Raw genomic sequence first — 16,191 nt, forward strand, 5'->3', positions numbered from 1 at the left:
GTATTAGTATCAATTTATTGTTATTATTTAGGTTGTTTTTTTGTTTAGCGTTTTTCAATTTCTAGCGCGAACTATTGTATTTAAGGATGGTTATGAATTGTACTAGTTGTAAAAAAGGGTCTTTAGCCCCAAGCTTTATAGATGGTCGATTTCGAGCTCATACATGCTCAAATTGCGCTGGTAGCTGGGTGTTGATTGAAGACTATGTCTCATGGAAGGAACGAAATCCTGATTATGCGTTTTCTGAAGATATAACGGTATATGAGTCAGAAATTTCAGATAGTAAAAATGCTTTATTATGTCCTGTTTCGGGTACCATAATGCGCAAGTTTAGGATTTCTGCAGAGAATGAACATAAACTTGATTATAGTTCGGTTGTTGGTGGTTTATGGTTAGATAAAGGTGAATGGGAATTATTAAAAAGCGAGGGGCTAGCTGGATGTTTAAATGCAGTAGTGACTCAACATTGGCAAAAGAATATCCGCAATAATAATTCCAGACAAAATTTCTCTGATATCTATGAAGCCAAATTTGGTACTGAGAACTACCTTAAGATTAAAGAAATTCGCAACTGGTTGGTGTCCCAAGAACAAAAGTCTGACTTAAGAGCGTACCTACTTGCTGAAGACCCTTACTCTGTAGATAAGTAATTTGAATAAAAAAATAGCGGCTAAGGCCGCTATTTTTTTAAAGGTATTAATCTAATGGAATAGATTAACCATCATTGGTGATTTTTTGTATTAGCGCAGCTTTGGTTTCATCAACCTGTGCTTCTAATACTTGGCAAGTACCTGCTGCGTTATGGCCTCCACCGCCAAATTGTAAACATAATTCACCTACATTGGTTTTAGAGCTTCTATCAAGAATAGATTTGCCAATAGCAAACACAACGTTCTGGCGTTGGAAACCCCAAATTTGGTGAATTGAAATATTACACTGTGGAAATAACGCATAAATCATAAAGCGATTTCCGGCATAAATAGTTTCTTCTTCTCTCAAGTCTAAAACAACAGCATTACCGAAAACAGTGGCACAACGCTTTATTTGATCGGTAAATAATTCAGAGTGCTCAGTGTAAAGAGCTATACGTTCTTGAACATCTGGTAAAGCGATAATTTCATCTATTGTTTTAGTACCACAACAGTCAATTAATTCCATCATCAGTTGGTAGTTAGAAATTCTGAAGTTTCTAAAACGGCCTAGTCCTGTGCGGCTGTCCATTAAATAATTTAATAGTACCCACCCTTCAGGGTTCAGTATTTCATCTTTGCTAAATTGTGCTGAGTCGGCTTTATCTACCGCCGCAATCATATCATCCCAGGCTTCAGGAAATACGTCATGACCACCGTAATAATCGTAAACTACTCTCGCGGCAGATGGGGCGTTTGGATTAATAATATGGTTACTTTTAGGATCGTTTCCACGTCTCGATATTTCGCTTAAGTGATGGTCAAAAGCCACATGACAGCCAGGCACGTAAGGTAAGTTGGTGGTGATATCATTGGAAGTAATGTCGACTTTGCCATCCTGCATGTCTTTTGGATGCACAAATTTGATTTCATCAATTAGGTCTAATTTTTTTAATAAAACAGCACAGACTAAGCCATCGAAATCGCTCCGTGTTACAAGTCGAAATCTAGTTTCTAAAATGGGCATGGTTGACAAGTTACTTCTCCTAATGTGGTCGTTCATGTATTGGGTGTGTATATAAGATAGGATTAGAGTAGTACTAGTGAGGGACTTTGTAGGTATTTTGTTGAATACCATGGTATTGCTGCTTTAATATTTAAATTTTTTAAAACAATGAGTTATGATATTTTTGAGTCGGGTATGATATACGTGAATATACTTATAATTATTGCTTTCTTTGCATTCTGAGTGGGTAGTTATCATTACGGATTGGTATTAAATGCCTGTTCCGTCATAGGTAGCTCTCTTTTTGTAGAAAGCTTGGATTTTGAACTAGGCATTTAGGTTTATTTTTTAAACAGGTTCCATGTTGACTAACATTTTTCAATCAACGCCGCGATACCTTGGCCACCACCAATACACATAGTGACCACCGCATACCGGCCATTAATGCGTTGTAACTCGTGGATAGCTTTAACAGTAATGAGCGCGCCAGTGGCACCAATAGGGTGACCTAATGAAATACCTGAGCCATTGGGGTTAACTTTTGCCATATCTAATTTGAGATCACGACAAACTGCTAGTGCTTGTGCAGCAAAAGCTTCATTGACTTCCCATACGTCTATATCATCTTTATCAACCCCTGTTTTAGCTAACAACTTGTTAACTGCTGGCACAGGGCCAATGCCCATAATATCTGGTGCCACTCCAGCGAAGGCATAACCGACTAACTTTGCTACGGGTTGTAGATTGTGTTTTTTGGCATATCCACTATCAGCCATGACTAACGCTGCGGCTGCATCATTGATGCCTGATGCATTGCCGGCTGTCACAGTGCCGTCTTTTTTAAATACGGTGCGAAGTTTTTCCATATCACCAAGCGTACAATCAAACCTTACATGCTCGTCTGTCTTAAATTCTACTACGCCCTTCCGCGTTTTTATCTCAATTGGCACAATTTGTCCGTCAAACCGATTGTCTTCGATGGCACGTTGGGCTCTATGATGAGAATTAACTGCCGCGATGTCTTGCTCTTCACGGCTTACCTGCCAACGCTGTGCAATATTTTCGGCGGTGACTCCCATATGTGTATCACCTATGGGGCAAGTCAGTGCGCCCACCATTGGGTCAACCATAGTGGTATCACCCATTTTAGAACCAAAGCGAGCATTAGGCGCCCAATAAGGCACTCGTGACATGGACTCTGCGCCCCCAGCGACTGCGAGGTCGCAATCATCTAATAGCAATAATTGCGCGGCGGATACAATGGCTTGCAGACCTGAACCACATAAACGATTGACGGTGAGTGCTGGAGTTGACTCTGGTAGTCCACCTTTAAGAGCCGCCACACGACTCATGTACATGTCACGTCTGTCTGAATGGGTTACATTGCCGATGACACAATGACCAAAGTCTTCCACTTTTGCCTGGGAACGTTTGATCGCTTCAGCGACCACTGTGCCTGCTAAATCTGTCGGGGCGACGTCTTTTAACCCACCACCAAAATCGGCAATTGCCGTTCTTACACTGCTTAAAAATACTACTTCTCTGTTACTCATATTATCTATCCAAGTCTTGTTTTATAGTGACTAAATATTCATTTCAGGTACATGTTCTGGCACCACTAATTCGCCATCTGTCAGCTTAATTATTTCTTCAACTGAGACCCCGGGGGCGCGTTCCAGTAAATGAAATTTTCCTTGTTTTATTTCAATAAAGGCTAAATCGGTTAATACTTTTTTAATGCAGCCTTGACCAGTGAGCGGCAAGGTACAGTTAGCTAGCAGTTTTGACTCACCATGTTTTGATGCGTGGGTCATAGTGACAATAATATTGTCAGCGCCTGCCACAAGATCCATGGCACCGCCCATACCTTTGACTAACTTGCCAGGGATCATATAGGACGCAATATTACCGTTCACATCTACCTCAAAAGCTCCCAGTACAGTTAAATCTACGTGCCCGCCGCGGATCATGGCGAAGGACTCGGCACTATCAAACAACACCGCCCCTGTTGCCATAGTGACAGTTTGTTTGCCTGCATTAATTAAATCAGCATCAATTTCTTGTTCATTAGGAAAAGGTCCCATACCCAATAAGCCGTTTTCTGACTGCAACATAACGTCAATGCCTTGGGGTACATAGTTAGCTACAAGGGTGGGGATCCCAATACCTAGATTCACGTAATAACCATCTTGTAATTCTTGTGCGACACGCATCGCCAATTGTTCACGAGATAAAGCCATAATGTTTCTCCTATTCTGGTTATGCTTGGCGCACTGTGCGTTGCTCTATTACTTTTTCGAACGACCCTTTAATCAATCGGTCAACATATATTCCAGGGGTATGGATTGCATCAGGATCTAGTTCTCCTGGCTGAACAATTTCCTCTACTTCAACTACCGTGATTTTCCCCGCTGTGGCTGCCATAGGATTAAAATTACGGGCGGTTTTTCTGTAAACCAAATTGCCGAATGTATCTGCTTTCCAAGCCTTCACTATGGCGAAATCGCCTTGGATAGCCTCTTCCATAATGTACTTACGACCATTGAACTCTCGCACTTCTTTGCCTTCGCCCACTGGCGTGCCATATCCAGTCGCAGTATAAAATGCAGGGATACCCGCACCGCCTGCACGCATTTTCTCTGCTAGTGTGCCTTGTGGAGTAAGTTCTACTTCCAACTCGCCTGAAAGAAGTTGTTTTTCGAATAAGGCATTTTCACCCACATAAGAAGAGACCATTTTTTTGATTTGTTTATCGATGAGTAATAAGCCTAAACCAAAGTTATCTACCCCACAGTTGTTGGATACTACGGTTAAGCCTTTGGTCTGTTTGTGTCTAATTTCTGCAATCAAACCTTCGGGAATACCACATAAACCAAAACCGCCAGCAATCACGGTCATATCATCAGATAAGCCAGCCATTGCCTCCTGATAACTATTTACCACTTTGTTAAAACCTGACATTAGAAAATTCTCTTATTGGATATTTTTACTAAGATTGATTGATTAATATTCATTTATCAAATATAAATAAAATAACAATTAATAAATAAAATTTATTAATTGTTATTTTAAACAAAGTAGAAACAAATATGATGAATAAAAGTATGACATTGAAGCAATTAAATGCTTTTTCTACGGTGGCCAGATTTGGCAGTTTTGCAGAAGCATGTGAGTACTTACATATTAGCCAGCCGGCTTTAAGTATAAGTATTAAGAATCTAGAAGATATTGTTGGTGGTAAATTATTTTATCGTACGACGCGGGCATTAGTGCTCACCCCAGAGGGCAAGGTATTTTTAAATTCAGCAAGACGATTACTGTTAGATGCCGAGAGTTCGCTTGGTGAAATAAAAAATTTATTTGGTTTGAGCAGGGGTCTTCTAAATATTGCTGTTATGCCGTCTTTTGCTAGTGCAAATTTAGCTAAATACATTCAACATTTTAAGTCAGAGTGCCCCGCAGTAAATATTAAAATTTTTGATGTTGTGGCCGAAGAAGCCATCGAAATGGTTAGGTTAGAGCGTGCAGAGTTGGCGATTACCTTTGAACCCAGTGAACTCGATGACCTAAGTTTTGAACCTCTGTTTACCGATGAGTTTGTGGCAGCTTTGCCGACAGGCCATATTTTATTGGAGAATCAATACGTGAGTTGGGAACAACTTACCCGCTTCCCTTTTATTGCTTTGCAAAAGCCTTCTAACATTCGATACTTAATCGAGCAAAGTCTAGCAACTGTAGGCGGTAACATAAGTGTTGAAATTGAAGCTAATCAGTTATTGACTATAGTCACCTTAATAGCTAAAGGGTTGGGAGTAAGTGCAATGCCGCAAATCTATGCGAATAATATCGTTCAATCAGGCATAGAATACAGGCCTTTAGTTATTCCTACTGTTACCAGAAATATAGGTATCATTACCAAAAAAAGAGCGCCTTTATCTAAAAGCGCAGAACAATTCATTAAAACGCTTTGCGGCGGGTTTGTCGATTGATACTCGGGCGCTGGCAGCATATGTGGACAATCATTTTGTAAACTAAAAAGCGCTGACAACCAGTACAGATGTCAGCGCTTTTTTAGAGAGGCCACACTTAGTCGAAGAAGTTATAACTAAATTGTAGCTTGATCATACGCTGAGTATTGAGGGTTTCCGCTGTAATACCTTGGTCTCCTGTTGGCGCACCTAAAACAGCACCAATAGGCGCTGCAGGTGGCCCACTAAATTCACTCGCTCGTGCATTGGTAATATTCTGTACAATAAGCATCACTTTCCATGTTTCTTCTGCCGATGCTAAACCCAATGTTAAATCAGCTGTAGTTAAACTGTCTGATGGATAGGTTTCATTAATTTGGCTGACCATCTTACCGCGGTGACGAATATCACCACTTGATGTGAGGATCATCCCAGATGATATTTCCGTGTCATAAAAATATCCGATGTTACCCGTTAATTTTGGGGCTTGGGCTAGATCACTTCCGTCATCAACATGTACTGTATCTGCGTAGGTAATGGCACCATTTATCCGCAGATCGGGCGTCAACTGGTACTTTCCATCTAATTCAAAACCTGTTGATTCCACATCCACATTTTGAGTCAGAAAACCTGCGCTTTCATCGGTAACAAGAAAAGAGGTTTCTTGGAAATTTTCAATCTCACTGTAAAATAACGCCGCATTCAGATTCATTCTGCTATCGAACAATACCATCTTACTGCCCATCTCGTAGGTCTGAGTTTCTTCAGATTTAACCTGTGCGCCTCCTTCAGATACATGCAATGATGGATCGCCGCTTGTCACTTCAGCCGACTCCGCAAACCCCCCTGTTTTGCTACCTAAACCATAAGATGTGTAGAGCACAGTGTTACGACTTAGCTCATACTTTAAAGACATATTGCCGTTTAAAAAGCTATCTTCAAAGTATAACTCCGATTCAAAGGGAGGATTGATCACAGTATTCCATAAGGTGGCAACAGATCCTTGAATACGATTAAAAATCACGTCTTTAGACTCATCGGTATAACGTAAACCAGCTGAAAATGTGATGGAATCAGTGATATACATATCAGATTGGGCAAAAGCAGAGAGAGTTTCTGTTTCCTGCTTAAAATCATTGCCAAAAGATCCATTAAAAATTTGCCCTACTGGGCCAACAGGGGGAAAATTTGGCGTATTAAAAAACTGCTCTTCCAGTGAGTCCCAGTCACTATTAAAGTAAAATAAACCGAACATATAATCTAACTTTTCACCGCCATTTGACGCCAGTCTAAACTCTTGAGAAAACTGGTCGTAAGTCTCATTTCGTTCAAAGTAAGTGCTGTAATACTCAACTTCGCCAGTGGTGACGTAAGTCACTTCATCAATGGCATTGCCAAAATCAAAATCATCAAAGAAGCTGATATCATAGGTGGCGGAAGAGGTAACGGAAGTAAAGGTATGGTCGTCTAGGTCATATTCTATGGTCAAGTTAAATGAATCTACGTTCGTTTCGTGAAAACTCTCTTCATTAGGACATTCAATGCACAATGCCGTTTTTGTATCATCTAAATCTGCTTCACCAACAAGATCTAACACGTCTTGACTTAAATACCCTCCGTTATCCACCCATTGATAACCATTACCAATACGTTCGCTAACTGAATGTTGGTAAATGCCAGTGACTGTGAGTGAATCAGTGGGAGTATACTGCGCCGTAACACGCACACCAATATCGTCATCTTCTGGTACATCTCGCCCTGTTGCTAAGTTGGTGACCCAACCTTGTTGTTGTACCAAATGGCCTGCCACTCGCACGTTGAAGTCATCTGAGACAGGAATATTGACCCCTCCGTCTAGACTCCAACCTCCATTTGCCACTTCGACACCGGCGGTAATGTTGCCGTCAAAATCACCACTTGGCCTTTTCGACATGATACTGATGGCCCCTAAACTGGTATTTTTACCCAGCAAGGTACTTTGCGTCCCTTTGATTACCTCAATTCTCTCAACATCAAAAAATGCAGTGGAATACATTCGACCTTTACCTAAAAACATACCGTCCTGAAACAACGCAACAGACTGATCAAAAGATTGTGTTCTTGCCGGTGTACCTAAGCCTCTCAGGGTAAGCGCTAGCCCATCATCTGGCGCTCTTGAGAACACCATACCAGGTACTAGTGCTGCAATTTCAAATAAGTCGTCTATACCATATTCAGCAATCTCATCGCCAGAAACTGCGGTAACCGTAGCAGGTACTTCTTGCAAGGTTTGCAAGCGCTTCTGTGAGGTAACTTGGATAACTTCTAGCGTGGCTGATTTAGCCTCTTTTACTGACGTATCTGCATTAACGCTATTTTGCGTGTCATTAATATCTTGGGCTGCATATATTAAATGTGAGTTAACACCCACGTAACCTAATAATATTCTACTGCAAATTGCATTGAGCTTGTTTCGTTTCATTGTCTTGGTCTCTCCCACTTACGCCTTGTACGAAATATCGCAGCTGTGGCGCATGACATTTAGATATTTTTGATGATAAGTAAGGTTTATAAAATTCTGCAATTTAACCACTATGTGGGTTAGATGTATTGCTAGGTAGGTAACCTACACCCACATGTAATGAGTTGTCAAATATTTGTGAATAAAGTGTAAATTAATTTTATTCTATTTTTTATTTCCGATACTTAACATTGCGACAATCCAAATAAAAATATAAGTCATTGTTTTTTATGGGCATATTAAATTTAAACATATTGAAACATAATATTTACATATGTTTGACATGTGCGGAAACTGCTGGTAGATTCACTAGGCGATACAGTTTAACCACAATACGGTCAGGTGAAAAATGAAAATTAATGATATTAAACGCGTTCATAAAATTCCTAAGCAAGATATGGATGCAATGATCCAAGAAGAAAATTTAAACAACGACACGGGTATGCAATTCTATGACTTAAGTCACGAATGGGGCTTAGGTCAACCTTGTTGGCCGTACTTTGAAGACGTAAAAATTGAGCGTTTGCACGGTATGTCCAAGTCAGGTGTACTCACTCAGCGTATTACCACTGTCATGCATTCTGGTACCCATATTGATGCCCCAGCTCACGTAGTTGAAGGCACTCCATTTATGGATCAAATGCCACTACCACGCTTTTTTGGTACGGGTGTTGTAGTGTCTATTCCTAAGAAAAAATGGGAAGTGATCACGGCTGAAGATTTAGAAAATGCTCGCCCTAAAATTCGTGAAGGTGACATAGTGATCATCAATACTGGTTGGCATCATACTTATGCAGACTCAGCTGAGTACTATCACTATGGTCCAGGTTTGTATAAAGAAGCTGGCGAATGGCTAGCCAAGAAAAAAGTAAAAATGGTCGGGATTGATGTGCAAGCACTTGACCACCCTCTTGGTACTGCAATTGGTCCTCATGGTCCTGGCCCGCTTATTCCACATCTTGAAAAAGAGTACCAAGAACACACTGGGCGCACAGTGCTTGAAGATTTCCCAGATTGGGAGCCTTGCCATAACGCGTTGTTAAGCAACGGCATATGCGGAATAGAAAATGTTGGCGGTGAACTCGATAAAGTCACAGGTAAACGCTGCACGCTTGCAGCTTTCCCATGGCGCTGGAAAGGGGGAGACGGTTGTATTGTTCGTTTAGTGGCTATGGTCGATCCGTCAGGCGAATATCGAATTGGAAAAGGTGAAACTGAGTAATTAACCTGCCTCAGCGGACTCAAACTGCTGAGGCAATTATTCACCTTTAAACTATTCACTTTTATAAGCTGAGATAGCCTTATGTTCAAAAATTCAAACGTTACCGTTATTGGCGCAGGACTCATGGGTTGTGGTATTGCCCAAGTGTTTGCTGTCAAAAATATACAGGTGACCATTTATGATTCTATTGCCGAAGCGCGCGGATCTGCAAAAGACAAAATAGCAGCTAATCTAACTAGTTTAAACATGTCGCATGCTTCGCTAGGGTTTATTCAGGTAACAGGTGATATGCAATCAGCCATATCCAATGCTGATTTTATTATTGAAGCCGCACCTGAAAAGCTGGCAATTAAACAAAAGATATTTGCAGATATTTTGCCTTTTGTTGAACCCACAACAATAGTTGCAAGCAATACATCAGTCATCCCTATTGTCGATATATTTTCTGGTCTAAATTATCAAGATCAAGTTGTTGGGACTCATTGGTGGAATCCCCCCTATTTGGTGCCTCTAGTTGAAGTAGTCCAGAGTGAACAAAGTAGTGAGCAGGCTGTTAATACAATGATGGAGCTGCTGACATATGTTGGAAAAACGCCTGTACACATTCAAAAAGATGTTCCGGGGTTTGTTGGTAACCGCATGCAACACGCACTTTGGCGAGAGGCCATTGCACTCATCAATGACGGGGTATGTTCACCTGAAGGTATCGACCTAGTAGTGAAAAATAGTTTTGGCCTGCGACTCCCCGTATTAGGCCCCATTGAAAATGCCGACTTAGTCGGGTTAGACCTTACGCTAGACATTCACAATGTCATCCTTCCTAGCATTAACAACCAGCAATCACCTGCAGATGTACTTAAACATAAAGTAGCTGATGGCAATTTGGGTATGAAATCTGGAAAAGGGTTTATTCAATGGTCAACGGAAAAAGCACAAGGTGTTAGAGATAATCTCAACCAATATTTGCTTAACGCACAAAACAAAAGAGAGAAGCAAGATGAAACCTAATCGTAAAGTTATTATTACCTGTGCTATTACAGGTGCAATGCATACCCCAACTATGTCAGATGCATTACCTATTACCCCTGAACAGATAGCCGATGAGTCGCTTAAAGCCGCTGAAGCGGGTGCTTCTATTATTCATTTACATGCAAGAGATCCAGAAAATGGTCAGCCCACTGGCGACCCAAAAGTTTATATGAAGTTTTTGCCGGCTATTAAAGAACGAACAGATGCCGTTATCAATCTCACCACGGGGGGCAGTCCGACCATGACGGTTGAAGAGCGACTTTCTGCAGCCATGTTAGTTAAGCCAGAAATGTGTTCCTTGAATATGGGCAGTTTAAACTTTGCCATGTTCCCCCTAGCCGATCGTTACAAAACGTGGAAATACGATTGGGAAGAAGAGTATGTGCGCAGCAGTGATGACTTCATATTTCGTAATACCTTTAGAGATATTGAAAAAATCATGACAATCATGGCAGAACACGGTACCAAGTTTGAACATGAATGTTATGACGTGGGCCACCTCTACAATCTTGCTCACTTCGCCGACAGAGGGCTAATCAAACCGCCATTCTTCATTCAAACCATATTCGGTATTTTAGGTGGCATTGGCGCAGATGAAGAAAACCTGATGTTTATGCGAAGCACTGCAGACCGATTATTTGGTGATGATTATCAGTGGTCAGTGTTGGCAGCCGGAAAAAGCCAAATGCCATTTTCAACGCAAGCGGCTTTGATGGGTGGAAACGTAAGAGTCGGACTAGAAGATAGTTTGTTTATTGGTCGTGGTGAAATGGCTACAAGCAATGCTCAACAAGTTGAAAAGATTAAGCGTGTGTTGGCTGAGTTTTCTTTAGACATTGCCACCCCAGAAGAAACTCGCCAGATCTTAGGTTTGAAAGGCAAAGACCAAGTCGGTTTTTAACAAGGAGAATGTGATGAAAATAGTTAACTTAACGACATTAAAGCCTTACAACCCACCTGCACATTTCAATATGGTTGCGTTAAAAATGCAAGGGCTTGAAGAAAGCGGCCTAAAGAAGTTTTGGCAAGGTCTCAGTTATTTTTTACCTAAAGGCGGGGCAGAGATGCAGTATCAAAAAAATACCTTTGGTGCTGAATTTGAGAAATCTTACTACGTCATCGACGGCGAGTTGACTGTTACTGATGAAAAAAATCAGTCGTATATTCTCAGTGGCGGTGATTCTGTCGCCATCCATCCAGACGAAGGCCGTAAGTTGATGAACAATACCAATAGAACAGCCACAGTGTTAGTGACTGTCTCTACTTCATAAGCCATTAGTAATAAAGGATAAATCATGTCAATGACTGAAACGTGGAGTGATGACTTCGCACAAAGTATGTTCAACTTAAAAGACAAAGTTGCTGTTATCACTGGCGGTAACGGCACCTTAGGCGCAGCTTATGCTCGAGCCTTTGCTTTGCACGGCGCTAAAGTAGTGGTCACGGCGAGAAACATGCAAACACTACTAGAGACAGTTGAATCAGTAAAAGAAGTAGGGGGCGAATGCATCGCCATTCAATCTGATGTCACAAACTCTCAATCCATTGCGGCATTGGTTACAGCCGTAGATCAACAATTTGGTCGCATTGATATATTAGTCAACAATGCAGGAATGGCATTTAGAGCGCCGGCAGAACAAATGCCAGCTGATAAGTTTGCTCAAATCATGAATGTTAATGTGACTGGCACTTTGATCCCTTGCCAAGCTTTTGGTCAATACTTTATGCAAAAAGGTCATGGAAAAATCATCAATACTTCATCGGTTCGTGGGTTTTGCGGTCATCCTGATGGTTACACCGCCTATGCGGCTTCTAAAGCTGCCGTTGATAGCCTAACTAAACAACTTTCAACTGAATGGTCGATAAAAGGAGTGAAAGAAAACTTTGCGATCAACATCAATGCCATTGCTCCTACACTGATTAAATCGCCGCTCACACAAGAAATATGTGAAGACCCTGTGCGGATTGCCCCATTTTTGGCAAGATTACCTATGGGGCGGGTGGCTGAAACTAAAGATATGGTGGGCTTAGTATTATTCTTGTCAGCACCGGCTTCAGACTTTATCAATGGTCAGGTTGTTTATGTCGATGGCGGATGCACCGCGGGGTAACCTGCGACAAGTAGAGCCTTCAATAATGATAATAATTAGAAGTGACAACAGAGGTAGTATATGAACAGTATTCTAATCTTGGTACTGGTCTACAACATTATCGTCATTTGCGGTATTGGAAAATACTTAAGCTACAAAGCTAAGCAACAGCAGCAAATAACAGATATGGCGTTAGGTGGACGAGATGCTGGCGTCGCGATGTTTTCCGTGACTATAGCTATTACATACCTAGGCTCAGCACATGTGTATGGCTTGATGGAGATGTCTTTTGCAATAGGAGCTGTGGCCCTCTGGTTTTGTTTCGCTCATACAATATTATTGTGTGTCATTTGCCTTGGAACTGGACCATGGATCCGCCGTGTGGGTTCGGCCACAATCCCAGAGTTAATTGGTAAATTGTACGGAAAAAAATTGCGTACCTATACGGCATGCGTGGGTGCCATGGTGGTATTTGGTTTAGTTACCTTAGAGACACAAACCCTTGGAATAGGCATATCTGCAATGTCTGGTTGGTCATTAGGATGGTCTGCTGTGTTAGGTGCTGCTATTGGCACCGCATATGTATGCATGGGAGGTATTAAACAGACCATGTGGGTAAACTTAGTCAACGCGGTGGTCATGTACACAGCTGTGATTATTGCAGGTATTTACTTAGCATTTGTTTTACCAGATGGCTGGCAGGGGGTCACTCAACATTATGTAAATAGTGGGGAAGAATTTAAGTTGTCTATATTAGGCACGCCAGACTTATTAGTGGGCTTTGGCTTAGCGGCGATATTCTCGGTAGTGTTTTCACAATCAGTTAATCAACAGGGTATGCAGGCAGCAATGTCGGCAAAAAATGAGCAAACCATCAAAAAAGCCTTATGGATAGCGGCTCCAATCAATGGATTATTTGGTGTGTTCCCTGTTTTAGTTGGTCTAGCTGCCGCCACTATTCCCGAATTTGCACAACTTGGTCCTAAACTAGCAGGCGCTAGATTAATAGTGGAGTTGCTTCCAACATGGTTAGTTGTCCTTTTACAAGCCGGCTTTTTAGGAGCCTTATTATCTACCTTTGCTATGTCCGCTTTGGCGCCTGCGACTATTTTTGCGAAAGATATTATTGGGGCTAATGTTGAGGGTGGGTTAAGCCCAGCGAAAGAGAAAGCTTTGATCCGCAGAACGATCATTGTTATAGGCGTATTGGCATCCCCCATGACATTTTATTTACAACCTAACGTGATTCCTGCCATAACCTGGTTATTTGCTTGGCTAGTGCCATTCTTCTTCATTATTGTCTCTGGTTTGTTTTGGAAGAGAAATACAAAAATCGCAACACTAGTACTTCTAAGCTGTTGGCTGGTAAATCTATTTTGGTCATTTACCGATATAAAACACCATATTGGTTTGCCCATGTTGGAAAACGCTCATATTGTCGCTCTAATTGCGTTAATTATTACTTTGGTCGGCAATCTTGTGATTCGTGAGTCTAAGAATGGTCTTTTTCATAGTGAAGAAGCCAAACTCACACCTTAAATAATGTTAAAAAAAAGTAAACAAATATGAACTTAGCAATGGTATTATTTATCACTTCACTAACAATGATTGCCGTTATTGTAATCACCTTTACCCTTATCGCCAAGATTGTCGATAAATTTGGAGCAAAGTAATGAACGTAGATCTAGCAACTGAACTGTGGATGGCTGGTATTATTTTATTTGGTGTTGGCTATTATTTCTTTTCGTTTTGGCAAGTGAGAAACAACGCAAAGGAATAGCTTGGGTAAAAGTGATTTAGCTGTTGTTACGCAGCTAAATCAATTGAGTTTAAACTAGGGTTATTGAAGTGTGGAGCCAAGAGCTTGTTCTATAATCTTTTTATACTCCATGAGTTTTTCCGCGATGACTTTTTTGTTTCGATTAAAACGAACTGAAGGAATAGGGATAGAAATAGCAATATTTCTACCGTAAGGATCTTCAATCGCTATACCCAATGCGCATACACCATCACAATGTTCTTCTTTATCAAAGGCAATGCCCTTTTTCCTGATTTTACTAATCTCAATATAGAGCTTATCTAAGCTACTGATAGTGTGTTCGGTAAGAGAACTTAACGGCTTAGTTTGCAATAACTCGTCAATTTCGGCATCTGTCATGTTTGCTAATATCGCTTTACCGTTGGCACAACTGTAAATAGGAAAGGCGTCCCCGACGGATGATACCGCTCGAAGTTTTTGGGTATTAGCCACAACCTGATCGATAAAAATCATCACGCTGCCATCTTGAACAGATAGATCCACTGTCTCTTCTATTTCAACGGATAGTCTTTTCATGTGGGGAAGGATAACGCGATCAATATCCGCTTTTGCAGCCGATCCAAGAGAAACAAGGCTTGGGCCTAAACGTACCCTTGCCCCAACGCTGGCTGAAATCAGAAAGCCTTCAGTACTTAACGCTGCAACTATCCTTTGCACTGTGGAACGAGGTAAGTCAACTTCTTTGGCAATCGCACTTAGACTTAGACCTTCTGACTGTCCTTCTAAAGACTTTAGCACTTTCGCTGCTCTAGAAATAACTTGAATACCTAGTTGGCGAGCTGTCCCTTTTTTTTCCATTAAGTCATCTTCTTATATGCTTATGCAGGTGTACTATTATCCAATACACTTCAACCATATTCAATCGACATTTAAAACAGGCTCTGGCTTTGAAGTCCTTGTTTTTTACCTTGATAACAGTAGCGTGTTTTCAATTTTATCGGTTTAGGGGCATGATTTCCATCATGCTATTCAGTTTAACTTTTTCTACGCTACTACTTTTTTCTTTGTGGGTTAATTGTTGGTGCCATAGGTTGTTGTCTTGCATTATATCTTGGTTTTCGTCTCCAAAATAAGGGTTTTCAATTTCAATTATACGCCTGGATCCTAAATTAGCTCTCTTAATGTCCTCAGCATAATATTTGTTTAATATTGCATGTAGTTCACCATTGGATACCATCTTTTGCAAACCCGTTTCAATACGCTTTGCTATTTCAGGAAAACTTTTCGAAACATATACAAAGGTGGTCATAGGAATATGAAGGGCTAAGTTTGGTTCTACAATAATATTTTTTAACTGTGATTTTCGGTTATCTAATTCATCAAATACTTCGTAAATTGCTCGTGGGATATAATTAAAACGCTGTTTTTCTAACATTAAAAATAGCCCTTCAAAGGTGTGAGACACAGTCATATTAATATTAGCTTCATTAAAGACTTTAGTTGTTGCCCAATTTGTCTGTAATCCTGCTGTTAGGTTATTTAAGTCATCTAAGGTTTTTACATTTTCAAATTTTGATAAATCGGCTTTATTTATCAGGAGTAGTCGATAACTGAGCAGCCCTTTTCGTATTGGTATTTTTATGGGAATAGTGCTCTGGTCCCAAAGTTGGTTTCCTGGGGCTACATAGGTATTGATTAACTCCCCTGTTTTCATTGAAGCAAATGCTCTGCCTGGGGTCATATCCACATCAATTGTTTCAAATGTAAAAGGGCCGAACTCTGACCTAGTTATTTCAAGTGCTCGATATATAACTTCGTCTTTATGCTGAGTTCGTTTATCTGACTTTAACAGGGGCCTAAGAACTTTAATTTTATCAAGGCAATATGCATCATAAGACAGTGATACTAATATCAATACTGCAAATATATATTTCATTAAAGCTGTTTGTTTCATTGTCTAGGTTGCCATTGGTTTAGTTATAGAAACT

At 40.7% G+C, this 16,191-nt stretch carries 15 protein-coding genes; 8 read left to right on the plus strand and 7 right to left on the minus strand.

From position 1 onward, the window contains the following. The first annotated feature begins 92 nt into the window (after positions 1–92). Positions 93–650 carry a zf-TFIIB domain-containing protein gene (locus EOK74_RS02015; RefSeq protein ID WP_133468245.1) on the plus strand — a complete coding sequence of 186 codons (558 nt, stop codon included), beginning with the start codon at positions 93–95 and terminating at the stop codon, positions 648–650. A 64-nt stretch (positions 651–714) separates the two neighbouring features. Here the strand turns inward: EOK74_RS02015 and EOK74_RS02020 are convergent, their stop codons facing one another. From EOK74_RS02020 to EOK74_RS02035, 4 genes are all read right to left on the minus strand, one after another. Then, positions 715–1,650: an exopolyphosphatase gene (locus tag EOK74_RS02020; protein WP_420818920.1), complete on the minus strand. Its 936-nt coding sequence runs from the start codon at positions 1,648–1,650 to the stop codon at positions 715–717. A 353-nt stretch (positions 1,651–2,003) separates the two neighbouring features. Next, the gene (gene bktB / locus EOK74_RS02025) at positions 2,004–3,188 is read right to left on the minus strand and encodes a beta-ketothiolase BktB (RefSeq protein ID WP_133468246.1); all 1,185 of its coding nucleotides are present in this window, start codon (positions 3,186–3,188) and stop codon (positions 2,004–2,006) included. A 30-nt stretch (positions 3,189–3,218) separates the two neighbouring features. Beyond that, a complete protein-coding gene (locus EOK74_RS02030) occupies positions 3,219–3,875 on the minus strand; it encodes a 3-oxoacid CoA-transferase subunit B (RefSeq protein WP_133468247.1) in 657 nt (218 codons plus the stop codon). A gap of 19 nt (positions 3,876–3,894) precedes the next feature. Then, positions 3,895–4,596: a CoA transferase subunit A gene (locus EOK74_RS02035; protein ID WP_133468248.1), complete on the minus strand. Its 702-nt coding sequence runs from the start codon at positions 4,594–4,596 to the stop codon at positions 3,895–3,897. A gap of 128 nt (positions 4,597–4,724) precedes the next feature. On the opposite strand from EOK74_RS02035, the gene EOK74_RS02040 reads away from it, so the two are divergent. Further along, positions 4,725–5,624, plus strand: a complete 900-nt coding sequence (locus tag EOK74_RS02040) for a LysR family transcriptional regulator (protein ID WP_133468249.1) — start codon at positions 4,725–4,727, stop codon at positions 5,622–5,624. A 97-nt stretch (positions 5,625–5,721) separates the two neighbouring features. Here the strand turns inward: EOK74_RS02040 and EOK74_RS02045 are convergent, their stop codons facing one another. After that, positions 5,722–8,064, minus strand: a complete 2,343-nt coding sequence (locus tag EOK74_RS02045) for a TonB-dependent receptor (RefSeq protein WP_133468250.1) — start codon at positions 8,062–8,064, stop codon at positions 5,722–5,724. A gap of 388 nt (positions 8,065–8,452) precedes the next feature. Between EOK74_RS02045 and EOK74_RS02050 the strand changes: the two genes are divergently transcribed. The 6 genes from EOK74_RS02050 (at position 8,453) to EOK74_RS02075 (ending at position 13,983) form a co-directional block, all read left to right on the plus strand. After that, positions 8,453–9,325, plus strand: coding sequence for a cyclase family protein (locus EOK74_RS02050; RefSeq protein ID WP_166638697.1), 873 nt, complete (start codon positions 8,453–8,455; stop codon positions 9,323–9,325). Between the two features lie 81 nt (positions 9,326–9,406). Beyond that, positions 9,407–10,333: a 3-hydroxyacyl-CoA dehydrogenase family protein gene (locus EOK74_RS02055; RefSeq protein WP_133468251.1), complete on the plus strand. Its 927-nt coding sequence runs from the start codon at positions 9,407–9,409 to the stop codon at positions 10,331–10,333. Then, positions 10,323–11,255 (plus strand): 3,5-dioxohexanoate:acetyl-CoA acetone transferase, encoded by a 933-nt coding sequence (kce, locus tag EOK74_RS02060; protein ID WP_133468252.1) that lies wholly within the window; start codon positions 10,323–10,325, stop codon positions 11,253–11,255. The genes EOK74_RS02055 and kce overlap by 11 nt, the downstream gene beginning before the upstream one ends. Positions 11,256–11,268: 13 nt before the next feature. Then, positions 11,269–11,625 (plus strand): cupin domain-containing protein, encoded by a 357-nt coding sequence (locus EOK74_RS02065; protein WP_133468253.1) that lies wholly within the window; start codon positions 11,269–11,271, stop codon positions 11,623–11,625. Positions 11,626–11,649: 24 nt separating this feature from the next. Next, complete coding sequence (locus tag EOK74_RS02070; RefSeq protein WP_133468254.1) at positions 11,650–12,465, plus strand: SDR family NAD(P)-dependent oxidoreductase; 816 nt, start codon at positions 11,650–11,652, stop codon at positions 12,463–12,465. A 60-nt stretch (positions 12,466–12,525) separates the two neighbouring features. Further along, positions 12,526–13,983, plus strand: a complete 1,458-nt coding sequence (locus EOK74_RS02075; protein ID WP_133468255.1) for a sodium:solute symporter family protein — start codon at positions 12,526–12,528, stop codon at positions 13,981–13,983. Between the two features lie 301 nt (positions 13,984–14,284). Here EOK74_RS02075 and EOK74_RS02080 read toward each other — a convergent pair whose 3' ends face one another. Together EOK74_RS02080 and EOK74_RS02085 are read right to left on the minus strand one after the other, a co-directional pair. Then, complete coding sequence (locus EOK74_RS02080; protein ID WP_133468256.1) at positions 14,285–15,061, minus strand: IclR family transcriptional regulator; 777 nt, start codon at positions 15,059–15,061, stop codon at positions 14,285–14,287. 136 nt (positions 15,062–15,197) lie between these two features. Then, positions 15,198–16,157: a type 2 periplasmic-binding domain-containing protein gene (locus tag EOK74_RS02085; protein WP_133468257.1), complete on the minus strand. Its 960-nt coding sequence runs from the start codon at positions 16,155–16,157 to the stop codon at positions 15,198–15,200. Positions 16,158–16,191 lie beyond the last annotated feature (34 nt).

The sequence above is a fragment of the Paraglaciecola marina genome (assembly GCF_004360155.1).
Classification (GTDB): domain Bacteria; phylum Pseudomonadota; class Gammaproteobacteria; order Enterobacterales; family Alteromonadaceae; genus Paraglaciecola; species Paraglaciecola marina.

Bases quoted from the DNA above. Each gene is read 5' to 3' on its own strand.
- EOK74_RS02015 (WP_133468245.1), top strand. From the start codon at position 93: ATGAATTGTACTAGTTGTAAAAAAGGGTCTTTAGCCCCAAGCTTTATA.
- bktB (WP_133468246.1), bottom strand. From the start codon at position 3,188: ATGAGTAACAGAGAAGTAGTATTTTTAAGCAGTGTAAGAACGGCAATT.
- EOK74_RS02030 (WP_133468247.1), bottom strand. From the start codon at position 3,875: ATGGCTTTATCTCGTGAACAATTGGCGATGCGTGTCGCACAAGAATTA.
- EOK74_RS02035 (WP_133468248.1), bottom strand. From the start codon at position 4,596: ATGTCAGGTTTTAACAAAGTGGTAAATAGTTATCAGGAGGCAATGGCT.
- EOK74_RS02040 (WP_133468249.1), top strand. From the start codon at position 4,725: ATGATGAATAAAAGTATGACATTGAAGCAATTAAATGCTTTTTCTACG.
- EOK74_RS02045 (WP_133468250.1), bottom strand. From the start codon at position 8,064: ATGAAACGAAACAAGCTCAATGCAATTTGCAGTAGAATATTATTAGGT.
- EOK74_RS02050 (WP_166638697.1), top strand. From the start codon at position 8,453: ATGAAAATTAATGATATTAAACGCGTTCATAAAATTCCTAAGCAAGAT.
- EOK74_RS02055 (WP_133468251.1), top strand. From the start codon at position 9,407: ATGTTCAAAAATTCAAACGTTACCGTTATTGGCGCAGGACTCATGGGT.
- kce (WP_133468252.1), top strand. From the start codon at position 10,323: ATGAAACCTAATCGTAAAGTTATTATTACCTGTGCTATTACAGGTGCA.
- EOK74_RS02065 (WP_133468253.1), top strand. From the start codon at position 11,269: ATGAAAATAGTTAACTTAACGACATTAAAGCCTTACAACCCACCTGCA.
- EOK74_RS02070 (WP_133468254.1), top strand. From the start codon at position 11,650: ATGTCAATGACTGAAACGTGGAGTGATGACTTCGCACAAAGTATGTTC.
- EOK74_RS02075 (WP_133468255.1), top strand. From the start codon at position 12,526: ATGAACAGTATTCTAATCTTGGTACTGGTCTACAACATTATCGTCATT.
- EOK74_RS02080 (WP_133468256.1), bottom strand. From the start codon at position 15,061: ATGGAAAAAAAAGGGACAGCTCGCCAACTAGGTATTCAAGTTATTTCT.
- EOK74_RS02085 (WP_133468257.1), bottom strand. From the start codon at position 16,157: ATGAAACAAACAGCTTTAATGAAATATATATTTGCAGTATTGATATTA.